This is a genomic window from Burkholderia thailandensis E264 (genome assembly GCF_000012365.1).
GTDB classification, from domain to species: domain Bacteria; phylum Pseudomonadota; class Gammaproteobacteria; order Burkholderiales; family Burkholderiaceae; genus Burkholderia; species Burkholderia thailandensis.
This window is the reverse complement of record NC_007651.1, coordinates 2,342,357-2,364,012: the sequence shown is the minus strand read 5'-3', so window position 1 is coordinate 2,364,012 and position 21,656 is coordinate 2,342,357. Positions and strand designations below refer to the sequence as shown.

The 21,656-nt window shown below is 66.8% G+C and carries 21 protein-coding genes; 12 read left to right on the top strand and 9 right to left on the bottom strand.

What is annotated here, in order from left to right; all coding sequences use genetic code 11:
- Window positions 1–13: 13 nt before the first annotated feature.
- Complete coding sequence (locus tag BTH_RS22870) at window positions 14–307, bottom strand: crotonase (RefSeq protein WP_009890553.1); 294 nt, start codon at window positions 305–307, stop codon at window positions 14–16.
- Between the two features lie 669 nt (window positions 308–976).
- Here BTH_RS22870 and argE point away from each other — a divergent pair.
- The 3 genes from argE to BTH_RS22855 all read left to right on the top strand — a co-directional run bounded on the left by argE (window position 977) and on the right by BTH_RS22855 (window position 4,207).
- On the top strand, window positions 977–2,194 hold the full coding sequence (gene argE / locus BTH_RS22865) for an acetylornithine deacetylase (protein ID WP_009890550.1): 1,218 nt from the start codon (window positions 977–979) through the stop codon (window positions 2,192–2,194).
- A gap of 67 nt (window positions 2,195–2,261) precedes the next feature.
- Window positions 2,262–3,293 carry a threonine/serine dehydratase gene (locus tag BTH_RS22860; protein WP_009890549.1) on the top strand — a complete coding sequence of 344 codons (1,032 nt, stop codon included), beginning with the start codon at window positions 2,262–2,264 and terminating at the stop codon, window positions 3,291–3,293.
- Between the two features lie 464 nt (window positions 3,294–3,757).
- Window positions 3,758–4,207, top strand: a complete 450-nt coding sequence (locus BTH_RS22855; protein ID WP_009890548.1) for a DUF3574 domain-containing protein — start codon at window positions 3,758–3,760, stop codon at window positions 4,205–4,207.
- A gap of 202 nt (window positions 4,208–4,409) precedes the next feature.
- On the opposite strand, the gene BTH_RS22850 is transcribed toward BTH_RS22855, so the two are convergent.
- Both BTH_RS22850 and BTH_RS35295 read right to left on the bottom strand, forming a co-directional pair.
- Entirely contained in the window at window positions 4,410–6,932 is a 2,523-nt protein-coding gene (locus tag BTH_RS22850; protein ID WP_011402255.1) for a penicillin-binding protein 1A, read from the bottom strand.
- Between the two features lie 317 nt (window positions 6,933–7,249).
- Window positions 7,250–7,450, bottom strand: coding sequence for a hypothetical protein (locus tag BTH_RS35295; protein ID WP_162465428.1), 201 nt, complete (start codon window positions 7,448–7,450; stop codon window positions 7,250–7,252).
- Between BTH_RS35295 and BTH_RS22845 the strand changes: the two genes are divergently transcribed.
- The 3 genes from BTH_RS22845 (at window position 7,449) to mscL (ending at window position 10,063) form a co-directional block, all read left to right on the top strand.
- Window positions 7,449–8,129, top strand: coding sequence for a PspA/IM30 family protein (locus BTH_RS22845; protein ID WP_004521233.1), 681 nt, complete (start codon window positions 7,449–7,451; stop codon window positions 8,127–8,129). The two genes, BTH_RS35295 and BTH_RS22845, sit on opposite strands and share 2 nt — an antisense overlap.
- Window positions 8,130–8,242: 113 nt before the next feature.
- On the top strand, window positions 8,243–9,448 hold the full coding sequence (locus tag BTH_RS22840) for a tetratricopeptide repeat protein (protein ID WP_009890543.1): 1,206 nt from the start codon (window positions 8,243–8,245) through the stop codon (window positions 9,446–9,448).
- 183 nt (window positions 9,449–9,631) lie between these two features.
- Complete coding sequence (gene mscL / locus BTH_RS22835) at window positions 9,632–10,063, top strand: large conductance mechanosensitive channel protein MscL (RefSeq protein WP_004192898.1); 432 nt, start codon at window positions 9,632–9,634, stop codon at window positions 10,061–10,063.
- Between the two features lie 55 nt (window positions 10,064–10,118).
- On the opposite strand, the gene BTH_RS22830 is transcribed toward mscL, so the two are convergent.
- Window positions 10,119–11,339 carry an ISL3-like element ISBma1 family transposase gene (locus tag BTH_RS22830; protein WP_011400919.1) on the bottom strand — a complete coding sequence of 407 codons (1,221 nt, stop codon included), beginning with the start codon at window positions 11,337–11,339 and terminating at the stop codon, window positions 10,119–10,121.
- Between the two features lie 407 nt (window positions 11,340–11,746).
- Between BTH_RS22830 and BTH_RS22825 the strand changes: the two genes are divergently transcribed.
- Complete coding sequence (locus tag BTH_RS22825; RefSeq protein ID WP_009890525.1) at window positions 11,747–12,190, top strand: hypothetical protein; 444 nt, start codon at window positions 11,747–11,749, stop codon at window positions 12,188–12,190.
- A 150-nt stretch (window positions 12,191–12,340) separates the two neighbouring features.
- On the opposite strand, the gene BTH_RS22820 is transcribed toward BTH_RS22825, so the two are convergent.
- Window positions 12,341–13,279 carry an NAD(P)-dependent oxidoreductase gene (locus BTH_RS22820; RefSeq protein ID WP_038707961.1) on the bottom strand — a complete coding sequence of 313 codons (939 nt, stop codon included), beginning with the start codon at window positions 13,277–13,279 and terminating at the stop codon, window positions 12,341–12,343.
- A gap of 88 nt (window positions 13,280–13,367) precedes the next feature.
- On the opposite strand from BTH_RS22820, the gene BTH_RS22815 reads away from it, so the two are divergent.
- Genes BTH_RS22815 through BTH_RS22810 form a run of 3 tightly spaced genes read left to right on the top strand, consistent with a single transcriptional unit; the run spans window position 13,368 to window position 15,258 of the window.
- Window positions 13,368–13,577 (top strand): dodecin, encoded by a 210-nt coding sequence (locus BTH_RS22815; RefSeq protein ID WP_009890522.1) that lies wholly within the window; start codon window positions 13,368–13,370, stop codon window positions 13,575–13,577.
- Between the two features lie 54 nt (window positions 13,578–13,631).
- On the top strand, window positions 13,632–14,273 hold the full coding sequence (locus tag BTH_RS33915; protein WP_127462262.1) for a hypothetical protein: 642 nt from the start codon (window positions 13,632–13,634) through the stop codon (window positions 14,271–14,273).
- 55 nt (window positions 14,274–14,328) lie between these two features.
- Complete coding sequence (locus BTH_RS22810) at window positions 14,329–15,258, top strand: LysR substrate-binding domain-containing protein (protein WP_009890521.1); 930 nt, start codon at window positions 14,329–14,331, stop codon at window positions 15,256–15,258.
- Window positions 15,259–15,447: 189 nt separating this feature from the next.
- Here the strand turns inward: BTH_RS22810 and BTH_RS22805 are convergent, their stop codons facing one another.
- Window positions 15,448–16,860 (bottom strand): 8-oxoguanine deaminase, encoded by a 1,413-nt coding sequence (locus BTH_RS22805; protein WP_009890520.1) that lies wholly within the window; start codon window positions 16,858–16,860, stop codon window positions 15,448–15,450.
- Between the two features lie 632 nt (window positions 16,861–17,492).
- On the opposite strand from BTH_RS22805, the gene uraH reads away from it, so the two are divergent.
- Both uraH and BTH_RS22795 read left to right on the top strand, forming a co-directional pair.
- Entirely contained in the window at window positions 17,493–17,846 is a 354-nt protein-coding gene (gene uraH, locus BTH_RS22800; RefSeq protein WP_009890518.1) for a hydroxyisourate hydrolase, read from the top strand.
- A gap of 49 nt (window positions 17,847–17,895) precedes the next feature.
- A complete protein-coding gene (locus BTH_RS22795; RefSeq protein WP_009890516.1) occupies window positions 17,896–19,098 on the top strand; it encodes a urate hydroxylase PuuD in 1,203 nt (400 codons plus the stop codon).
- 215 nt (window positions 19,099–19,313) lie between these two features.
- Here the strand turns inward: BTH_RS22795 and BTH_RS22790 are convergent, their stop codons facing one another.
- The 3 genes from BTH_RS22790 to alc form a co-directional block, all read right to left on the bottom strand.
- A complete protein-coding gene (locus BTH_RS22790) occupies window positions 19,314–19,628 on the bottom strand; it encodes a hypothetical protein (RefSeq protein ID WP_009909171.1) in 315 nt (104 codons plus the stop codon).
- A 410-nt stretch (window positions 19,629–20,038) separates the two neighbouring features.
- Complete coding sequence (locus BTH_RS22785) at window positions 20,039–20,551, bottom strand: ureidoglycolate lyase (protein ID WP_009890510.1); 513 nt, start codon at window positions 20,549–20,551, stop codon at window positions 20,039–20,041.
- On the bottom strand, window positions 20,548–21,561 hold the full coding sequence (alc, locus tag BTH_RS22780) for an allantoicase (RefSeq protein ID WP_009890509.1): 1,014 nt from the start codon (window positions 21,559–21,561) through the stop codon (window positions 20,548–20,550). The genes BTH_RS22785 and alc overlap by 4 nt, the downstream gene beginning before the upstream one ends.
- Window positions 21,562–21,656: the final 95 nt, after the last annotated feature.

Genomic DNA, 21,656 nt, shown 5'->3' with positions numbered 1-21,656 from the left:
GATCCGTCGGCGATTAGCCGACGATCGGTTTGCGATAGGCCATTGGCGGATCGGCAGGCTCGCCGGCCGGCGACGCAGCGCGCCGTCGAGCGAGCCGCGGGCGCTCGCGCGGCATGCGGGTGCACAAGGACTCGACACGCATCGCCAGGCTCGTGACGACGACCACGCCGACGCTCGCGTCGCGCTCGATGTCGTCGAGCACGCGCTTGAGCTCGCGCATCATCGCGATCGCGAGAAAGTTCAGCGGCGGATTGTCGAAACTCGCGGTCAGCACGCGTGCGCTACGTTCGATGCGCAGAGGCTTCATCGCCGCCCTCCGTTCGGCCGTTCGACGCCGCGCTCGCTCGATGCGCGGGCGGCGTCGAACGGCCGCGGCAACCATTACATCGCGCGATGCAATCAATTCGATATTAGGTTCCGAAATAAAACTTGAACACGCATCAACGATGCGCGCCGTTCCCCCTCGCGCGCCATCGATGCCGCCCCGAAACCCGCACGCGTCGCACGAACCGCATCCGGCCGCAGGCGCGCCGCCGAGGCGGTTGCCGTCGCGGATTCGAACAGCGATGCGGATCGCTTCGCCGAAACGCGATCGCGCATTCTCATCCGTGATCGCGCATTCTCATCCGTGATCGCGCCGTGATGGATGCGTGCCGCGGCGCATGCCGGGCATCGCCGCCATCGTCACGATTCCACCGTGCGGGCACGCAATCCGACGCAGCGGCCCGGAGCCGCGACAGTCCGGTCGCAGCCCCGGACGGCCCATTGCGAGACGTCGCGCACGACCGTGCAACCGACCGCTTCGCGCCCCGGACGCAAAGCGCGCAAGCCAGTGCGCCGCGCGCCGCGACGATGGCCGCGCGCGCCCGCATGCGCACGCTCCCGATGCTGCGCCGCAAAGCGTCGCGCGAAGACGGGCCGCCTCGTTTTTGAGTATGATCTTTGCATTCGTCCGCCTCTCTGCCGGAGTCCCGCCATGTCCGCTCTCGACGCAACGGCACCGTCCGCGTCCTCGTCCTCCTCGTTAGCCGAACCGGTCAGCCTGTCGTGGGTCAAGCAGCTCGTATCGATCGACACGACGAGCCGCGTGCCGAATCTCGGCCTCATCGAAATGGTCCGCGACGCGCTCGCCGCGGCCGGCGTCGAATCGACGCTCACGCACGACGCCCGCGACGGCTGGGCGAACCTGTTCGCGACGATCCCTGCGCACGACGGCGCGACGAGCGGCGGCGTCGTGCTGTCGGGCCACACCGACGTCGTGCCCGTCGACGGCCAGCAATGGGACAGCGATCCGTTCAGGCCGCAGGTGCGCGACGGCAAGCTCTACGGGCGCGGCACCTGCGACATGAAAGGCTTCATCGGCGCGGCGCTCGCGCTGCTGCCCGAGATGCAGGCGGCGAAACTCGCGCAGCCGATCCACTTCGCACTGTCGTTCGACGAGGAAATCGGCTGCGTCGGCGCGCCGTTGATGCTCGCCGACCTGAAGGCGCGCGGCGTCGCGCCCGCCGGCTGCATCGTCGGCGAGCCGACCGGCATGCGCCCCGTGATCGCGCACAAGGGCATCAACGTATACCGCTGCTGCGTGCGCGGCCACGCCGCGCATTCGTCGCTGACCCCGAAAGGCCTGAACGCGATCGAATACGCGGCGCGCCTCATCTGCCACATCCGCGATCTCGCCGACGAATTCCGCGCGCACGGCCCGTTCGACGAACTGTATGACGTGCCGTTCACGACCGCGCAGACGAGCATCATCCAGGGCGGCAACGCCGTGAACACGGTGCCCGCCGAATGCCAGTTCTCGTTCGAGTTCCGCAATTTGCCGACGCTCGATCCGGACGCGATCTTCGCGCGCATCGACGCGTACGCGCGCGACACGCTGCTGCCGCGGATGCGCCGCGAGCATCCGAGCGCGGCGATCGAGTTCTCGAAGGTCGCCGCCGCGCCCGGTCTCGACGCGGTCGAGCAGGCGGCGATCACGGAGCTCGTGCGCTCGCTCACCGCCGATCAGGAAAAACGCAAGGTCGCGTACGGCACCGAGGCGGGCCTGTTTCAGCGCGCGGGCATTCCGAGCGTCGTCTGCGGGCCCGGCTACATCGAGCAGGCACACAAGCCGAACGAGTTCGTCGAGCTCGACCAGCTCGCGTCGTGCGAGCGATTCCTGCGCAAGCTCGTGCAGGGCATGGCGCTCGCGTGAGCCCGCGCGCCGCGGCGAACTTCGTTTCGGCCAGCATCCGGCCTCCGTCATCGATACGCGCACGCACATGTCGACCTCACCCCACCGCCCCGCTCATCTGACGATCAACGGCGAGCCGATTCCGACGCTCGACGAAATCGCCGCGCAGCACTTCGCGCTCACGCCGTGGGTCACGCGTACGCCGGTGTTCGAGCGCGCCGATCTGCCATCGCTCGACAACACGCACGTGAACTTCAAGTTCGAGCTGCTGCAGGCGAGCGGCAGCTTCAAGGCGCGCGGCGCGTTCACGAACCTGCTCGCGCTCGGCGAGGACAGAAAGCGCGCGGGCGTCACCTGCGTGTCGGCGGGCAATCATGCGGCGGCCGTCGCTTATGCGGCGATGCGGCTCGGCACGAGCGCGAAGGTCGTGATGTTCGACACCGCGAGCCCGGCGCGCGTCGAGCTCTGCCACCAGTACCGCGCGGAGGTCGTGATGGCGTCGAGCCCCGCCGACGCGTTCGAGATCGTCCGGCGAATCGAGGCCGAGGAAGGCCGCTTCTTCGTGCATCCGTTCAACGGCTATCACACGATTCTCGGCACCGCGACGCTCGGCTACGAATGGGCGACGCAGACGCCCGACCTCGATGCGGTGATCGTGCCGATCGGCGGCGGCGGCCTCGCCGCGGGCACCTCGACCGCGCTGCGGCTTGCGAATCCGCGCGTGCACGTGTACGGCGTCGAGCCGGAAGGTGCGGATGTGATGAGCCGCAGCTTCGCCGCGAATCGCCCGGTCCGCATGGGCGCGATGCATACGATCGCCGATTCGCTGATGGCGCCGCACACCGAGGAGTACAGCTACGAGCTGTGCCGCCGCCATGTCGACCGGATCGTCACCGTCTCGGACGACGCGCTGCGAGCGGCGATGCTCTATTTGTTCACGCATCTGAAAGTGGCGGTCGAGCCCGCGTGCGCGGCCGCGACGGCCGCCCTCCTCGGGCCGTTGCGCGAGTCGCTGCAAGGCAAGCGTGTTGGCGTGCTGCTGTCGGGCACCAACATCGATTCGACGGCGCTCGCCACGCATCTCGAGCATGCTCGGCTGCATCGCATGTCGTGGCCGTGACGCCGGTTATCCCCAGTTCGTGTTGAAGAGCATGTTGAAAAGCCGCGAACAAGCGCGCTAACGCGTTGATCGCGCGGCGTTTTCCGGGAGCGCCGCGAAATGCGTCGACGGCTCGCGCGGCAGGCGCGCAAAGCGATGCGGTTATCCCCAGTTTTTGTTGAAAGGGCTGTTGATAAGCATGGGGCAGCGGCGCTAACCGCTTGATCCGATTCGATTCGCCCGCGCAGGCGCCGCGCGTTGCACGATCGAATCGCGTCGGCCGCGCGCCGAGTCGAGTCCCGGGTTTTCCACAGATCGTGTTGACAGGCTTGTTGATAAGCAGCCGGAGAACTGCGTAAGTGCTTGAGCGCGCAGCGCTTTGCAGCGGCGCCCTCGGATGCGGCGGCGTGCCGGCGCGATCGGCGCCGATCACGTCACGCGCACTTGCGCGGTCGATCAACCAAGATCACCGACGAGGGTCGACGATGCGCGCTTCTCATTCGACATGGATCGGCGGCATCACGCTGATCGCCGCCATTGCCGCGCTGCCGGGCTGCGCGACTTCGCCGCCGTCGGCTTCGGGCGATGCGCGCTGCGCGCGAGCGGGCGGCACGCGCGAACTGCAGGCGGACCTGTTGTTCGGCCGCGACATCGCCGGCCGCGGCCCCGTCACCGACACCGAGCGAGCGCGCTTCGTCGCCGACGTGGTCACGCCGCGCTTTCCCGACGGGCTCACGACATGGGACACGCGCGGCCAGTGGCTCGATCGCGATACGGGCCGCATCGTGCACGAGGAAAGCTTCGTGATCCGTATCGTCGCGCCCGACTCGCCCGCGACGCTCGACGGCCTCGCCGCCATCCGCCGCGCGTACATCGGGCGGTTTCGTCAGCAATCGGTCGGGCTCGTGCTGACGCGCGTTTGCGCGTCGTTCTGAGCGGATCGCGCCGAGCGGATCACACGCACGTCGTCGCGATCGCGCAGCCCCCTCCCTTTCCGATACCGCCCGAGACGGCGCCGCCCCCCTGGCGCAACTGCGCCGCGACATCGGCAACCGCCATCCGCGAACCCGCACCAGCAAAAAAACGGGTGCCGCCGGCACCCGTCTTGTGTCATGCGACCGACGCACCGGCATTCGTTCAAGGCTTGTTGCCTTCGAACATGTCGATGATCTGCCGCTTCTCCTCCGGCGTCACCGGCGGCGGCGTGAGCCCTGCGGCGCCCGCCGAGCCGAGCGCATCGTTCGCGCTCACGGTCGGGCTCGCGGCCGGGTTGAAATCGACGTTCGCGATGAAGCCCGCGCCCGGCGTGCGATCCGCGTAATACAGTTCGCCGTCGATCGTCGTCAGCCCGTCCGGCATCGCCATCTGCTGCTCCGGCACGCCCGAAAGCGCGGTGCGCATGTAGTTCACCCAGATCGGCAGCGCCAACTGCGCGCCGAATTCGCGGCTGCCGAGGCTCCTCGGCTGATCGAAGCCCATCCACGCGACCGCGACGAGCGATTGCTGGTAGCCGGCGAACCAGCCGTCCTTCGCGTCGTTCGTCGTACCCGTCTTGCCCTGCAGGTCGCCCCGGCCGAGCGCGTTCGTGCCGGCGCCCGTGCCCGCCGTCGCGACGGTGTGCAGCAAGCTGTTCATCACGTATGCGTTGCGCGCGTCGATCGTGCGCGTCGCGCTCGCGCCCGCGACCACCGGCTGCGCCTTTTGCAGCGCCTGGCCGCGCGCGTCGTCGACTTCGGCGATCAGATACGGATCGACCTTGTAGCCGCCGTTCGCGAACACCGCGTAGCCGGCCGCGAGCTGCAGCGGCGTGACGAGGCCCGCGCCGAGCGCCATCGGCAGATACGGCGGCGTCTTCGCGGGATCGAAGCCGAAGCGCTTCGTCACGTAGTCCTGCGCATACGACGTGCCGATCGACGCGAGAATCCGGATCGACACGAGGTTCTTCGAGCGCTGCAACGCGGTGCGCATCGACATCGGGCCGTCCGGCTGATCGTCGTCCTTCGGCTCCCACGGCTGGCCGCCCGGCACGCTCGGCGGAAAATAGAGCGGCGCGTCGTTGATGATCGTCGCGGGCCCGAGACCCTTTTCGAGCGACGCCGAATAGATGAACGGCTTGAACGACGAACCCGGCTGCCGCCACGCCTGCGTCACGTGGTTGAACTTGCTCTTGTTGAAATCGAAGCCGCCGACGAGCGAGCGGATTGCGCCGTCCTGCGGCGCGACCGCCACGAGCGCGCCTTCGACTTGCGGCAACTGCACGATCTGCCACGCGCCCTTCGCATCCTTCATCACGCGCACGATCGAGCCCGGCTTGATCTTCAGCGCGGCCGACGCGCGTGAGCTCAACGCGCCCGCCGCGAAGCGCAGCCCGGCGGCGTTGATCGTCGCCGTCGCGCCGCCGACGAACTGCACGTCGAGCGCCGCGGGCGATGCGGCGAGCACGACGGCCGACTGCAGATCGCCGTTGTCCGGATGGTCGGCGAGCGCGTCGTCGATCGCCTCGTCGCGCCCGTCGCCCGCGGGCGGCAGCGCGACGAAGCCTTCCGGCCCGCGATAGCCGTGGCGACGCTCGTAATCCATGATTCCGCGGCGCACCGCCTGGTACGCGGCCTCCTGGTCGGCCGCGTTGATCGTCGTCGTGACGGTGAGGCCGCGCGTGTAGGTCTCGTCCTTATACTGCGCGTACATCATCTGCCGCACCATTTCGGCCACGTATTCGCCGTGCACCGCGTACTGGTTGCCCGGCGTGCGCACGTGGATTTCCTCCTTCACCGCCTGGTCGTACTGCTGCTGCGTGATGTAGCCGATCTCGAGCATCCGCTTCAGGATATATTCCTGGCGCACCTTCGCACGCTTCGGGTTGACGACCGGGTTGTACGCGGACGGCGCCTTCGGCAGCCCCGCGAGCATCGCCGCCTCGGCGAGCGTGATGTCCTTCAGGTCCTTGCCGAAGTACACGCGCGCGGCGGCCGCGAAGCCGTACGCACGCTGGCCCAGATAGATCTGGTTCATGTACAGCTCGAGGATCTGGTCCTTCGTCAGCGCGCGCTCGATCTTGTATGCGAGCAGCATCTCGTAGATCTTGCGCGTATACGTCTTCTCGCTCGACAGGAAGAAGTTGCGCGCGACCTGCATCGTGATCGTGCTCGCGCCCTGCCGCGCGCCGCCGTGCAGCAGGTCGGCCACGCCCGCGCGGAGAATGCCGACGAAGTCGACGCCGCCGTGCTCGTAGAAACGGTAATCCTCGATCGCGAGCACCGCCTTCTTCATCACGTCCGGGATGTCCGCGAAGCGCACGAGGCTGCGGCGCTCCTCGCCGAATTCGCCGAGCAGCACGTGGTCCGCGCTGTACACGCGCAACGGCACCTTCGGCTGGTAGTTCGTGAGCGCGTCGAGCGACGGCAACTGCGGCCCCATCACGACGAGCGCATAGCCGACGATCAGCGCGCCGACGACGAGCAGCGTCGCGAAAAGCCCGACGAACCACAGCGCGACGCGCGAGCCGAACGTGCGCGAGCCGCCGTCGCGGTTCGTGCGGCGCGACGCGTGGTCGTCGCCATCGTCGTCATCGGTGTAATAAGCGCCGGCGGGCGAACGTCGTAGCGAATAATGGTGCTCGTTCGTGGCGCGGGAGGAAGGCGGTCGTTTGATAATAGGCATGTCGGATGGGCGGCGCACGAGGCGCGCCTCGAGCACGCGCTGAGCGCGTGCGTGGAATCGATGGACGTAGCGTCGTGGAGCGTATCACGTCGACGGATCCCGGCGCGCGTCGGTCCATACGGCTGTCCGGTCCGCAGCGTGACAGCGCATTTTAATGAAATCGATGGCCCGTCTTTAGGATTTTTTGTAAAAAATCCTCCAATCCGTTGCGCCGCGCACCGTCGTGCGCCGCGAACGCCGCCTATGATGAAGGCGGAGCCCGATGCGACGCTTTCTTTCATTCCGAAAGGCGCCGACGCGGAAAAATCGCGCGCGCCTCACTGGAAATGGCCGCCGGCGGCCATATTTTCGGTCGCGGCGGCCAGCGCGCGCCGCCCCGCCCGGGCCGGCGTTCGAGCGGCGTTTAAGCGGTGTTTAAGCGAACCGGTGGTGTAATATCCGCCGACGCAGCGCGCCCGCGCCGCGGCGAAGCGTCGCCCACGGTACGCGCATCGTTCATCACTTACGGAGGAATCCATGTCGCTTTTCGACTCTATTTCGCGCACGATCAAAGGTCTGCTGAACGATGCGGCGGACTCGGTGCAGGATCCGTCGCGCGACGCGCGACAGATCGTGCGGGAGCTCGACGACAGCATCGGCCGCGCGGAAAACTCGCTGATCGAGATCGAAGCGCAGGTCGCGACGCAACGCAGCAAGCGCGACACCGCCGACGAGCGCGCGAAGAAGTATGAGGACGGCGCGAAGCGCGCGCTGCAATCGGGCGACGAAGCCCTTGCGCGCGAAGCGCTCGCCGCGCAGGCGAACGCCGAGGCCGAGCGCGACGCGCTCGCGCGCGAGCTCGACACGCTCGAGCCGTCGGTCGACAAGCTCAAAGGCCAGATCGCCGACATGCGTGCGCGCCGCAACGACCTGAACGCGCGCTCGAACATCCTGCAGGCGAAGCAGGAAATCGCGCAGGCGAAGGACGTCGCGGCCACCGCGCTCGGCGGGATCGGCGGCAAGAACCTGTCCGAGGATTTCCAGAAGCTCGAGGACAAGGTCGCGCTGTCGAACGCGCGCTCGGATGCGCGCCTGAACTCGGCCGACACGAACAGCGGCCGCGCGCTCGACGACAAGCTCGCGGCGCTGAACAAGGGCCCGTCCGTCGAGGACCGCCTCGAAGCGCTGAAAAAGCAACTGAACACGCCGGCCCAATAACGGCGGCTCCGCCAGCCGGCGCTTCGCGGCGCGGCGGCGCGGGCGCGCTCGCTTCGCCCCACCGTCGCGCCGCGAACATCCGCAAGGAGACGGGCCGAGCGCCCGAACCGATCATGAAAAAGCTTCTCGCAGCCGTCGGATTGTCGTTGATCCTCGTGTCGGCCGCCGCGAACGCGGCGGTGCCGTCGCTGCAGCAAATCCAGCAATCGATCGCGCAAGGCAACTGGCAGCGCGCCGACGCGCAGCTCTCTCAGGTGATCGACGCATACCCGGACAACGCGCGCGCCCGCTATCTGTACGGCCAGGTGCTCGATCGCGAAGGCCGCCCCGCCGAAGCGCTCGCGCAGATCGAGCGCGCGAAATCGCTCGATCCGCAATTGCGCTTCACCGATCCGTCACGCTTCGCGCAGACGGAAGCGCGCGTGCGCGCCGACGCGCGCCGCGCGACGTCCGCGCAGAGCTCGCGCTCGGCGACCTCGGGCGGCATGCTCGTCGCGCCGCAAACGCAGGGCCAGGCCCAATCGCAATTCGCCGCCGCGCCTGCGGCGCCCGCGCACCGCGGTCCGTCGGCGGGCATGTGGATCGGCTTCGCGGTGCTGATCGGCGCGATCGTGCTCGTGCTGCGCCGAACGCTGCGCCGCGCGCGCTCGGCGGACGATCAGCGCGCCGGCGACGAACGTCGCGCGCAGCTCAAGCGCGCAACCGACGTCCTCAACGACGTGCGCCCGCTCAAGCTCGACGCGCGACTGTCGACGGCACCGGGCGCCGGCGCGCTCAACGGCGAGATCGAGGCGCTCGAAGCACAGGCGCGCGAACTCGTCGAGACGCTGTCGAACGGCCAGAATCCGGTGCCGCCGTACCGGCTCGACGAACTGGAGAAACAGTTCGCGAGCCTGAAGGCGCGCGTCGAGGGCCGCCCGGACCCGGGCGCGGCCTCGGCCGCGGCGAACGCCCCTGGACAAACAGGCTCGGTGTTTGCTCAGGAGGCCGATCGGTTGACGGGCGCGCAGGGCCAGCCGCCCTACTCGCCCTATCCGCCGCAACCGCAACAGCAACCGCCCGTCGTGATCCAGCAAGGCGGCGGCTTCGGCGGCGGCATGGGCGGCCTGCTCACGGGCGTGCTGCTCGGCCAGGCGATGTCGAACGGCCGCGACCGCGTGATCGAGCGCGAAGTGATCGTCGACGACGAAGCGCGGCGCCGCGCGGGCGCCGATCCGGGCATCGACTTCGGCCAGGGTGACAGCTGGGACAGCGGCGGCTCGGACGGCGGCGGCATCGATCTCGGCAGCAGTGGCGACGATTGGAGCAACAACGGTTGACGACGGGCGACGGAAACGACGAAATGGGCCGGAAACGGCCCATTTTTTTGCGCGCCCCTTTGTCAAGATTTTTCAGATGAACTATCGATAAAGGATCGGGTTCGTTATGATGACGGCCATCAACATGCCGTAACGAATCGTTGCGCCGCACCTCATTTCATTTTCGACAGGAGCAAGCCGCCCATGAGCATCATCAAGGAATTCAAGGAATTCGCCGTCAAGGGCAACGTCATGGATCTCGCCATCGGCGTGATCATCGGCGGAGCGTTTTCGAAGATCGTCGATTCGGTGGTGAAAGATCTCATCATGCCCGTCATCGGCGTGCTGACGGGCGGCCTGGATTTCTCGAACAAATTCGTGCTGCTCGGGCAGATTCCCGCATCGTTCAAGGGCAATCCGGAATCGTTCAAGGATCTGCAGGCGGCGGGCGTCGCCACGTTCGGCTACGGCTCGTTCATCACCGTGCTGATCAACTTCATCATTCTCGCGTTCATCATCTTCCTGATGGTCAAGTTCATCAACAAGCTGCGCAAGCCGGAAGAAGCCGCGCCCGCCGCGACGCCCGAGGACGTGCTGCTGCTGCGCGAGATTCGCGATTCGCTGAAGCAGCGCTGAACGCACGCGCCGCACGATCGCCACGAAGCCCGCCGCGCGCGGGCTTTTTTTTGGTTCATCGCGGAATCCCGGGGAACGCGGCGCGGATCTTGAGGAAGAAGTATTGCTCGTCGCGGTACCCGTAAGCTCGGCGCTTGATGACCTTGATCGTGTTGTTGATGCCTTCGACGACGCTGGTATTGAGCGGATGGCGGCAGCGGGCCACGATTCCGTGCCAGTAACCCTGCAAGCGCTGGGCGAACTTTTGCAAGGCGGCGATCCCGCTTTGCTGAGCCTGTTCGAACCATTGCCCCCAAGCCTTTTCCGCGCAGGCCGGCTTGCGGTAGAACCAGAGCCGTTTGAGCTCGTCGCGCAGCACATAGACGCATAACAGCGACTGATTGGCCGCCAGCAGTTCCTTCAGATGCACGGCCTGTTCTGGCTTCAGGTTATGACGGTTGCGCAGCAGCAACCAGCGACTGGACTTCAGAACCTTGCGGGCCGGCTTGTCATGTCGCAGTTGGTTGGCCTGATCCACCCGTACCCGATCGATCACCTCGCGACCGTACTTGGCCACGACGTGGTACAGGTCAAAGACGATTTCCGCCTGCGGGCACTGTTCCTTGATCTCCAGCTCATAGGCCGTGGTCATGTCGATTGCGACCGCTTCGATGCGCTCGGCCACGCCTTCGGGGAGTTGTTCGAAGAAGGCGCGCGCCGTCTCGCGTGACCGTCCGGGCCCAACCCAGAGGACCTGCCGGCCGATCGGATCAACCACCACCGTGGCGTAGCGATGGCCTTTATGGAGCGCGAACTCGTCCATCGCCAGATAACGGATCGTCGACCAGTCCGGTTCGGCCACGCGCGCGCGCAAGCGCATCTTGTCGATCGATTTGACCGTGTGCCAGCCCAGATCGTAGAAGGCCGCCACGGCCTGTACGCTGGCGGCCTGCAGCAACTTCTCGCAGGCCTGGGCAAACCGCTCCGTCACCCGCTGGTAGCGGCCCAGCCAGTCCAGCTTCTCCAGCCGCGCTGCGCCGCAGCGTTCGCACCAGACTCGGCGTCGAGGCACGTGCAGCACCACCCGGTACTCGAACAACGGCAGATCACGTACCCGCCGTACGGTCGTTTCATGAATCTGCTGGCAACGCGCACCGCATTGCTCGCAGTACATGATCCGACTGACCGGCTTCAGGTAGAGCGACAGCGTGCGGCTATCGCCCTGCGGCCACTCCACCCGCTCCAGCCGATAGCCTGTCCAGCAACCTAGTGCCTGAAGTGCCTTGCGATCGAGCAATTCCGCCTCCTGACATCCATAAAATCAGGCGTCAGGTTACGCAATCGTTCTCCAAGGCTCCACGGTTTTCTGCGATGAACCTTTTTTTTCGTCGTCCGGACGGTTTCCGGCGGCGCGGCGCCCGCAAGGCAGAGAATACCCGCATCATTTTTTGCGACGTTCTGACGCACGCGCGGCGCTACCGGGTCTATCATGGAGACTCAACGACAGTGCAGGCGCAGAAGCGCTGGCTTTGGCGATCGTAGGCTCTCACCCGGTTCGGACGACGCACGGCAAGAACGCATCGGCGAACTTCGTGAAGCCGGCATTTTCGTATGCTATAAAAGATCGACACGCGGCGCGCATAGCCGGGAGTGGGTCGCATGAGGATGCCGCATTTCTTGCAATTGTTTTTGAGGCGAGTGTTTATGTCCTTCCCGAAAAAACGCCGACGCGCGCAACCGGACGGCCAGGAATCGTTCCTCGCGGTACTGCGCCATGCGAAACCGTTCGCCCAGCTCGACACGAAGATCGCGCGCGCGCGCGCGCAGGACGAGCCCGTGCTCTACGCGCACGTGCTGCCCGGCCTCGACGTCCTGCTTTGCAGCGTGCGCGGCGCGCAGCCGCCGTATCCCGCGATCGTCGAGTTGCGCAAGCGCTGCATCGAATCGATTGCCAACGCGCTCGAGCAGCCGCTCGACGGGCTTGAAAACGGCGGCTACTGGTATGAAGCGAACGGGTTCGGCTTCCTCGTGTTCGCGAGCCGCGCCCGCGCGCGCATCCTGCCCGAATTTGGCGCGGGCGTGAAGGCCGGATTGCGAAGCGGAATCGGACAGCCGAACGCCGGCGATACCACGCCCCGCTCGCTGTAATTCCCGCCAACATGAAAACGGGCCGTTTCAAACGGCCCGTTCTTCATTCATCCCAACGCCGCCTTGCGCGGCGGCATGCGTGTCTTTCGGCGCGCTTCTCGACGCGATCCGCGCGCACCGGCGCGGCGCAAGCGCATTCGCCCTCGCGTGTCACTCGCCGCGCTTCGCCTGCGGCCGCACGATGTCGATGAACGCCGCGAAATCGGCTTGCGCAAGCCCCATCGCCGCGCCGAGCCGCAGCACCTGCTGCACGGTCGCGGCAACGGGCATCACCGCCCCCGCATCGCGCGCCGCATCGGCAATTGCATCGACATCCTTCTGGAACGTCTTCAGCGCGCCGATCGGCGGATGGCCCGTGCTCGTCATCCGCGGCACGAACGTCTGCAGCAGCACGGAATCCGCCCAGCCGCCCGCGAGCGCTTCGGCAAGGCGCGCCGCATCGATGCCGCTCGCCTGCGCGAGCCCCACTGCCTCCGCGATCGCCGTGACGCTCGCCGTCACGATCGCCTGATTGCAGAGCTTCGCCGTCTGCCCCGCGCCCGCATCGCCGAGATGCGTGACGCGCGATGCGTACGCGCCGATCAGCCCGCGCACTGCGTCGACATCCGCCTGCGCGCCACCCGCCATCACCGCGAGCGTGCCCGCCTCGGCGCCCGGCACGCCGCCCGACACGGGTGCGTCGACCCAACTCGCGCCAAGCGCCGCCGCGCGCGCCGCATACGCGCGCGTCGCCGCGGGCGGTATGCTCGAATGATCGACGATGCGCGTCACACAGCGCGCGGCGGCGTCGCCCGCGAGCACGCCGGATGCGCCGAACACGACGTCGCCAACCGCTTGCGCATCGAGCACGCACAGCATCACCGTCTGCGCGCGCGCGGCAAGCTCGGCCGGCGTGTCGACGACCTGCGCGCCGTGCGCGGCGAGCGCATCGGCCTTCGCGCGCGTGCGGTTCCATACATGCACCCGATGGCCCGCCGACAGCAGATGCCGGATCATCGGCGCGCCCATCAACCCCGGACCGCAAAATCCTACGTCCACGTCTTCCCCTTTCCTCTCGTTCGAATACCGGTTGAAGTTGCCGCCCATCATACCTATCACTCAAGAAGGCATGCGCGGGAATGCCGGATGTGCGCCTTGCCCGCTGGCCCGAACGTCGAACGACTCACCGGAGAACGCCATGAACGACCACGTCTACAAGCTGCTCGAACTCACCGGCTCGTCGCGCCAGTCGAGCGACGACGCGATTCGCAACGCCATCTCGAAGGCGGCGAAAACCATGCGCAATCTGCACTGGTTCGAAGTCACCGACATGCGCGGACATATCGAAGGCGATCAGGTGATTCACTGGCAAGTGACGCTGAAGGTCGGATTGCGGATCGAGGACTGAACTCGCCCCGCGAAACCGACTGGAGCGCCCCGCGCGCGGGCGTCAAACGAACGTTTGGAACGCTCGTTCGCGCGGGAAGCGACAGTCGCACCGCGACACACGCGTAACGCATGCCGGATCTTGCCGCTGCCGCGCTGCGGCATTCGACGAAATCGACATGCGTCCCGCCGCACGTCGCGCGTATCGGGCGAACGGTCGTCCTGCCCGCACGACGATTTGCGGCGAACCGCGCGACGTCGCTCGTTCACCGCGTTCCGCACGGCCGGGCCGCTTGCCGAAATCGATGCGGAATCGGCGACGCCCTCGCGCGCGACGCACAACGACAACATTGCGCCGACGCGCATCGACACGCGTGACGCCCCGGTCCGGCGCGCCGATGTGCGCGGCCGCCGCGTTACCGGTTTGGCCTCCTTTGCACGTCGCCGTATCGACCTATTTTCGTCGCTCGTTTCACCCTCTTCTCTCGCCATCCATTTTTTGCCCCCCTTCTTGCCGCCCCTTTTTCGAACTCCTTTTCGAATTCCTTTTTGCGCGCCTTTTCGCCATCCTTTTCGCGATCCTCATCGGCGCGCCTTTGCGCGCTTGCACCGCAAGCTCGTCACTCGCCGTCCGCGCCGCTCGCCCGTCGCGAATCGTCCGCGCCGCGCGCGGCGACTCGAATGCGCCGCTCTTGACGCTCCTTTATGTCCATATTAAAAACCATATACCCCCACCCTCAATCGATCAGCCCGGACATATAAACGGAGAGAGCATGAGCCAGCAACGCGAGGCGATCGACACGTATTTATTGCGCGTCCTGCACACTTTGCTGATGGAGCGCAGCGTGACGCGCGCGGCCGTCAAGCTGAATCAGTCGCAACCGGCGATCAGCGCCGCGCTGCGCCGTCTGCGCGACATCACGGGCGACCCGCTCCTCGTGCGCGGCAAGTCCGGCATGGTGCCGACCGAGTACGGCCTGCGCCTGCTCGAACCCGTGCAGAACGCGCTGCGCGAAATCGAACGGATCAAGTTCCAGCAGCACAATTTCGATCCGGCGACATCGATCCGCTGCTACCGGATCGGCTGTCCGGATTACCTGAACGTGCTGTTCGTGCCGACCGTCGTCGAGCGCTTCCGCCAGGCCGCGCCGAACGCGACGCTCGAATTCCATTCGCTCGGCCCCGCGTTCGACTACGAGCTCGCGCTCGAGGACGGCAAGCTCGACATCGTCGTCGGCAACTGGCCGGAGCCGCCCGAGCAGTTGCATCTGTCGAACCTGTTCGTCGACGAGATCGTGTGCCTGATGAGCAACGCGCATCCGTTCGCCAAGCGCGGCGGCCTCACGCTCGATCAATACCTGAACGCGCCGCATCTCGCGCCGACGCCGTACTCGGTCGGGCAGCGCGGCGCGATCGACGTCCATCTCGCGCGCGAACGCCTGAAGCGCCACGTCGTCGTCACGCTGCCGTACTTCAATCTCGCACCTTACGTGCTCGTGAAGTCGGATCTGATCTTCACGACGACGCGGCTCTTCGCCGATCACTACGCGAAGTTCCTGCCGCTGTCCGTCGTGCCCGCGCCGCTCGATTTTCCGCCGATGCAGTACTACCAGCTCTGGCACGAACGCTGCCATTACTCGGACGAGGTGCGCTGGCTGCGCGGGCTCGTCGCCGAAGCGACGCGCACGCTGATCGATGCGTAAGGGCGCGAGGCGCGGAATGCGCGGAGACTGATGCGCGTGTCAGCGGTGTCGGCGGTGTCCGCAACACCATCGATCGACGTCCATTCCGCTACAGCCATCGCGGGGGCAGTCGAATCCGTACGAACGCATGCGCATCCGCGCGCCCGGCGCACGGCCAAGCCCGCGCCGAACCGCCCGCAGCCGCGCCGCTCAGCGCGCCGCCTCGCAAAGCGCCTTCGCGAGCGCGTTGTGCCGCTCGACGAGCGGCTCGATCTCGAACGCCGTCAGCCGCCCTTCCCGCACGACGACGCGTCCGTTGACGACGCTGTACGCCGCCTGCGACGGCGCGCAGAACACGAGCGCCGCGACGGGATCGTGCAGCGCGCCCGCGAACTGCGGCGTGCGCAGATCGAACGCGACGAAATCCGCCGCCATGCCGGGCGCGAGCGCGCCGATGTCGTCGCGGTTCAGCACGCGTGCGCCGCCGAGCGTCGCGATCTCGAGCGCATCGCGCGCGGTCATCGCGTCCGGGCCGAATCCGACGCGCTGCAGCAACAGCGCCTGCCGTACCTCGGCGACCATCTGCGCGCCGTCGTTCGACGCGCTGCCGTCGACGCCCAGCCCGACCGGCACGCCCGCAACGCGCATCCGCGCGACGGGCGCGATCCCGGACGCAAGCCGCATGTTCGAGCATGGGCAATGCGCGACGCCCGTGCCGGTCCGCGCGAAAAGCGCGATGCCGGATTCGTCCAGTTGCACGCAGTGCGCATGCCACACGTCGCGCCCGACCCAGCCGAGATCCTCCGCATATTCGGCGGGCGTCATCCCGAATGTCTCGCGGCTGTATGCGACGTCGTTCGCGTTCTCCGCGAGATGCGTGTGCAGCGACACGCGATGCTCACGCGCGAGCGCCGCCGCGTCGCGCATCAAGCCGCGGCTCACCGAGAACGGCGAACACGGCGCGACGACGACGCGCAGCATCGCATAGCGGCCTTCGTCATGGTAGGTCTCGATCACGCGCTGCGTGTCGCGCAGGATATCCGGCTCACGCTCGACGACCGAGTCGGGCGGCAGCCCGCCGTCGCGCTGCCCGACGCTCATGCTGCCGCGGCTCGCGTGAAAGCGCATGCCGATGCGCTGCGCGGCCGCAACGCTGTCGTCGAGCCGGCTGCCGTTCGGATAGATGTACAGATGATCGCTCGACGTCGTGCAGCCGGACAGCAGCAGCTCCGCCATCGCGGTCAGCGCCGACACCTCGATCATCTCCGGCGTCAGGTGCGCCCAGATCCGGTATAGATTCGTGAGCCAGCCGAACAGCTCGGCGTTCTGCGCGGCGGGGATCGCGCGCGTGAGGCTCTGATACATATGATGATGCGTGTTGACGAGCCCCGGGATCACGAGATGGCCGCGCAAATCGAGCACTTCGTCCGCCTGCGCGGGCAGCTCGGCGCTCGGCCCGACCGCGACGATCCGGTTGTCCTCGACGTACAGGCCCGCGTCGCGCAGCTCGCGGCGCGCGCCGTCCATCGTCACGAGCACGTCGGCATGCTTGACGACGAGCGTCCTCGGCCGGTTCGGGGATTGGGATTGCGCGCCGGCGCGCGCGCTCGAGTATCGCTCCATCGTCGTTCGATCTCCGTGTCGTTGCGCCGCCGAGGCGGCCTCTCTGCTCGAATGTTCGAACGCTCGAACGCGGCGCCCGGCACCACCGCGCCGCCGCGTCCGTTCGAACGCCCTGGCCCGGTTACCCGGCGTGCCCGCCGTCTTCGGGGTACGCGATCGCGCGATTTCGGTCTGACCGGCACGCTCGCCCGCACGGGCCCAGCTTCGCCGAGGACGCGGCGCGGCGCAAGTGGGCCGCGCGCATGGTCGTCTTCACATCGACAATATATTCGGCCGCCGTCGGCAACGGCGGCGGCGCACATGCGCGCCGCCGCGCACGCGCTTCGCTCCCCCGCATCGCCCCCCCCGCTTCGCCACCGCATTGACCGCCGCATGCGCGCCGCCGCGCACGCACTTCGCCCATGCAACGGCCGCCGGCCCGCCCGCGCGCCGCGCATGGACGTGCGCTCATGCGGCGCGCATTATCTTCGTTATCGCTCACGGTTTGCCGTCCGAACCTTTTTACAATGGCTGCACGGCGCTCGCTTCGATCCGCCGACGGGTATGTAGCCACTGACGTGGAGCCTCGATCCGCCGCAGCATCACCGGATCGAGCCGCCGCCGATCCTCGCGACAACACAAGGACATTGCGAATGGGAAAGCTCACTACCCACGTACTCGACACCGCGCACGGCCGTCCGGGCGCCGCGATCAAGATCGAGCTCCATGCGATCTCGGGCGGCGGCAGCCGCCTGCTGAAGACCGCGCTCACGAATGACGACGGCCGCTGCGACGCGCCGCTCCTCGAAGGCGATGCGCTCGCGGCCGGCACCTACGAGCTCGTGTTCCACGCCGGCGACTACTTCGCCGCGCAAGGCGTCGCGCTGCCCGAGCCGCGCTTCGTCGATCTCGTCGTGCTGCGTTTCGGCGTCGCCGATCCGGCCGCGCACTATCACGTGCCGCTTCTCGTGTCGCCGTGGTCGTACAGCACCTATCGAGGCAGTTGAGCGCATATCGCTGCCCGTACACGACAACGATGGACTCAGGAGGAGTTTCATGGAAGGCTTCATCATCGACTGGCTGAATCTCGCGATCCGCTGGCTGCATGTCGTCGCCGCGATCGCGTGGATCGGCGAGTCGTTCTATTTCGTCGCGCTCGACAACAGCCTGAAGCCGCCGAAGGACGCGCAGCTGAAGTCGCGCGGCGTGTTCGGCGAGCTGTGGCACGTGCACGGCGGCGGCTTCTACAACATGCAGAAGTACCTCGTCGCGCCGCCCGAGATGCCCGAGGACCTGCACTGGTCGAAGTGGCCGTCGTACACGACGTGGATGTCGGGCTTCGGCCTCTTCTTCGTGCTTTACCTGCTCGCGCCGAACACGTATCTGATCGACCGGAACGTGCTCGACATGGGGCCCGTCGTCGCGGTCGCGTCCGCGCTCGGGTTCCTGCTCGCCGGATGGATCGTCTACGATTGCGCGTGCCGCATGCTCGGCGGCCGCGACAAGCTGCTCGGCGTGTTCGTCGGCCTTTACGTGATCGCGGCGGCGTACATCGCATGCCATGTGTTCTCCGGCCGCGCCGCGTATCTGATCGTCGGCGCGATGCTCGCGACGATCATGACGGCCAACGTGTTCTTCGTGATCATCCCCGGCCAGCGCAAGATGGTCGACAAGCTGCTCAAGGGCGAGACGCCCGACCCGATCTACGGCAAGCGCGGCAAGCAGCGCTCGGTGCACAACACGTACTTCACGCTGCCCGTCGTGTTCGCGATGCTGTCGAACCACTACGCGATGACGTATACGAACCAGTACAACTGGATCGTGCTCGTCGTCATCATGCTCGCCGGCGCGCTGATCCGCCAGTTCTTCGTGATGCGGCATCGCGGCCAGCAGCTCTGGTATCTGCCGCTCGGCGGCGTCGCGCTGATGCTGCTCGCGCTCGTGACGACGATGCCCAAGCCGATCGCGCCCGAAGCGCAGGCGGCGAACGCGCCGAACGTGCCGAAGCTCGCGATCAAGGATGTCGCGCCGATCCTGCAGCAGCGCTGCGTCGCGTGCCACTCGGCGAAGCCGACGCTGGTGGGCAGCGCGCCCGCCGGCGTGATGTTCGACACGTCCGACGAGATCGCGCGGAACGCGCCGCGGATCTATCAGCAGGCGGTGCAGTTGAAAGCGATGCCGATCGGCAACCTCACGCACATGACGGACGACGAACGCACGAAGATCGCTGCGTGGTTCGAAAGCGGCGCGACGAAATGACGAAGTAGCGGTGACGCATCTTGTATCGGCGGGCCCGCTTCGGCGGGCCTATTCGCCGGGATGCGACGGAGATTGCCGCGTAACGCGGCGAAAATTCCCGAGATCCGTCAGATGCACTCGGCGGAGCGACGACACGACGGGCGCGCGGTCGATCGGATACCCGCGCTCGCCGCCGCGCGCTCGCGAAGATAAGGCGGCGTTTCGGCTTTGAAGGATCAAGCCTCGATGTCGCGCCGACTCCGAAAGAACGCAGTCGAGCGCCGAGTGAAAAGAGGCAAGGCAACGCAAATGTAATCAAGCCCCCGCGCAGCCACGTCACCACCGTTGGCCCCGGCATTCGAAGAAACGATCCAGAGTCCAATCAGGCCGCCAATCAACCAATGGCGAGACCAGGCCCATCCGCGCACGATGCCGATTGCCGCTATCGACAATGCCACCCAGGCCGCGATTCCGAGGCACGCGCCCCCAAGGCGGATCGTCATGCCATGCAGCAGGAACAGCACGTAGACAAGCGGCGCGAAGACAAGCAAGTAAATACAACCGACGATAACCAATATGACGGCAATGAAAGTCAGGTAAGGCGGCCGTTTGGGCCGATTGGCTTGTCAGCCATGCATATCAGGCCGATTCCCGTCAGTCATGCCGCCCCCGATTGGAGCCCCCGATTGGATGAAGTATCACGTTTTTCCTCTCGCGCGCATGGATGCGTTGAATGCCGGCCGGCATCGGGCAGTCACGTGTCGTCGATGCGCACACATCCTATCGGAAGATACCAGCGGCAGCCGTTGAACAACGCGCGAGTCTTTTGCGGAGCAATAGGCGACCTCCGCCGCCTGGAGGACTACGAAGAACCCAAGAAAAACCCGCGCACGGGGCGCGGGCTTCGCGTTGCGTCGCGGCGCGTCGGCACCGGGCGGTTCATGCGCGCTTCACGCGTCGTTCATGCGCTCACGGCCAGCAACGCGTCTTCGGTCAACCACAGCGATCCAGCCAGATCCTGTTCGTCCAGATTGCCCCCGCCGCCGCCGCGATCGACGACGATGAAATCGCTCACCCCGCCGAGCGCGATCAACGGATGGTGCCAGACGCCCTTCGCATAGTTCACGCCCTGCCATCCGCTTGTCACGAACGCGCGAATCTTCGGCGGATCGAGAACGCCCGCCGGCGCGACGACGACGATGTAGGGCCGGTCCGTCAGCGGAATGAACGCCTGACTGCCGAGCGGGTGCCGCTCGAGCATCGTGACCTCGAACGGCAGCGTGCGCGGCTGTCCGCGAAACAGGTTCACGAGCGGCCGCCCGCCCTCGTCGGCGACGTCGATCCTCGCGAGATCGTGAAAGCGAACAGTCGTGCCGAGGTTGATCGGGATCTGCTTCGCGCCTGCCGTTTCAATGACGTCGCCGAACGGCGCGAAGGCGGCGCGCGTCAACGGTTCGATCGCGAGCGTGTTCATTTGTCGAGCGTGCCCCATACGCGCAGACGCGACACGCCGCCGTCCGGAATGATGTTCAGCCGCACGTGCGTGACGGGCCCGAGCGCGGCGAGCTCGGCTTCGAAAACGTGCTGCTTGTCCATCTGCAGCTTCTGCTCGCCGAGCAGCACCGGCCAGAACATCGCCTGCGTGACGAGCGAGCTGTCGGTGCCGCCCGTCACGTATGCGGCCTGGACCGAGCAGCGGTCCGGAAAGTTGCCCTTGAAATGTGCGGTGTCGACTTCGATCTTGCGGATCACGCCCGGCTGCGCGAGCGCGACGATCGCCCAGTCGTTGCCCGGCTCGCGGCGCCGGCGCGTCTCCCACCCGTCGCCCATGTTCACGCCGCGGCCCGGCAGCAGCATGTTCGACGCGAGGCCGAAGTGCTGGTTGTTCACCGCGACGACATAGCCGCCGTTGTCCATCGCCGCGAGATCGAACAGCTCGGACCGGCTCGCGCCCGCCCAATCGAGTTGGGGCTGGCCGTATACGCGCAGCCGCGCGATGCCGCCGTCCGGGTAGATGTTCACGCGCAGATGCGTATACGCGTTCGCGTCGCGCGCTTCGACGTAGTGATGGCTGTTGCCCTGCAGCGTCGTCGACGGCACGACCTCAACCCACTTCGTCGCCTCGTTCGGCACGCCATCGGGCACGTGCGCGGCCTCGATCGACGCGGCCGGCGGGAAGTTGCCCGTGAAGTGGCTCGTATCGATGTCGAAGCCCTTGATCACGCCCGGGCGCGCGAGCTTCACGATGCACCAGTCGTAGCCCGTCGTGCGCTTGCGGCGCGTCTCCCAGCCGTCCATCCATTTGCCGTGATCGTCGTACTTGCCCGGGATGAACACCGCAGGCTCCGGACTCAGCATGCGCTCCTTCGGCGCGAAGAAATCGTCGCTCGCCTCGAGCGCCTGCGCGCCAAGACGCGGATCGGCGAGATTCACGTAGCGCCGCGTGAATTCTGGAGCGTTCGGATCGGAAAGCGGAAGTGCCATCGTCTTGTCCTTGTCATAGTGCTTGATGCTCGATGAATGAAAGCCGCCGCCGCGCGTCGTCGCGCGCGGGCCCGGCGGGGACGCGACGCGCCGTG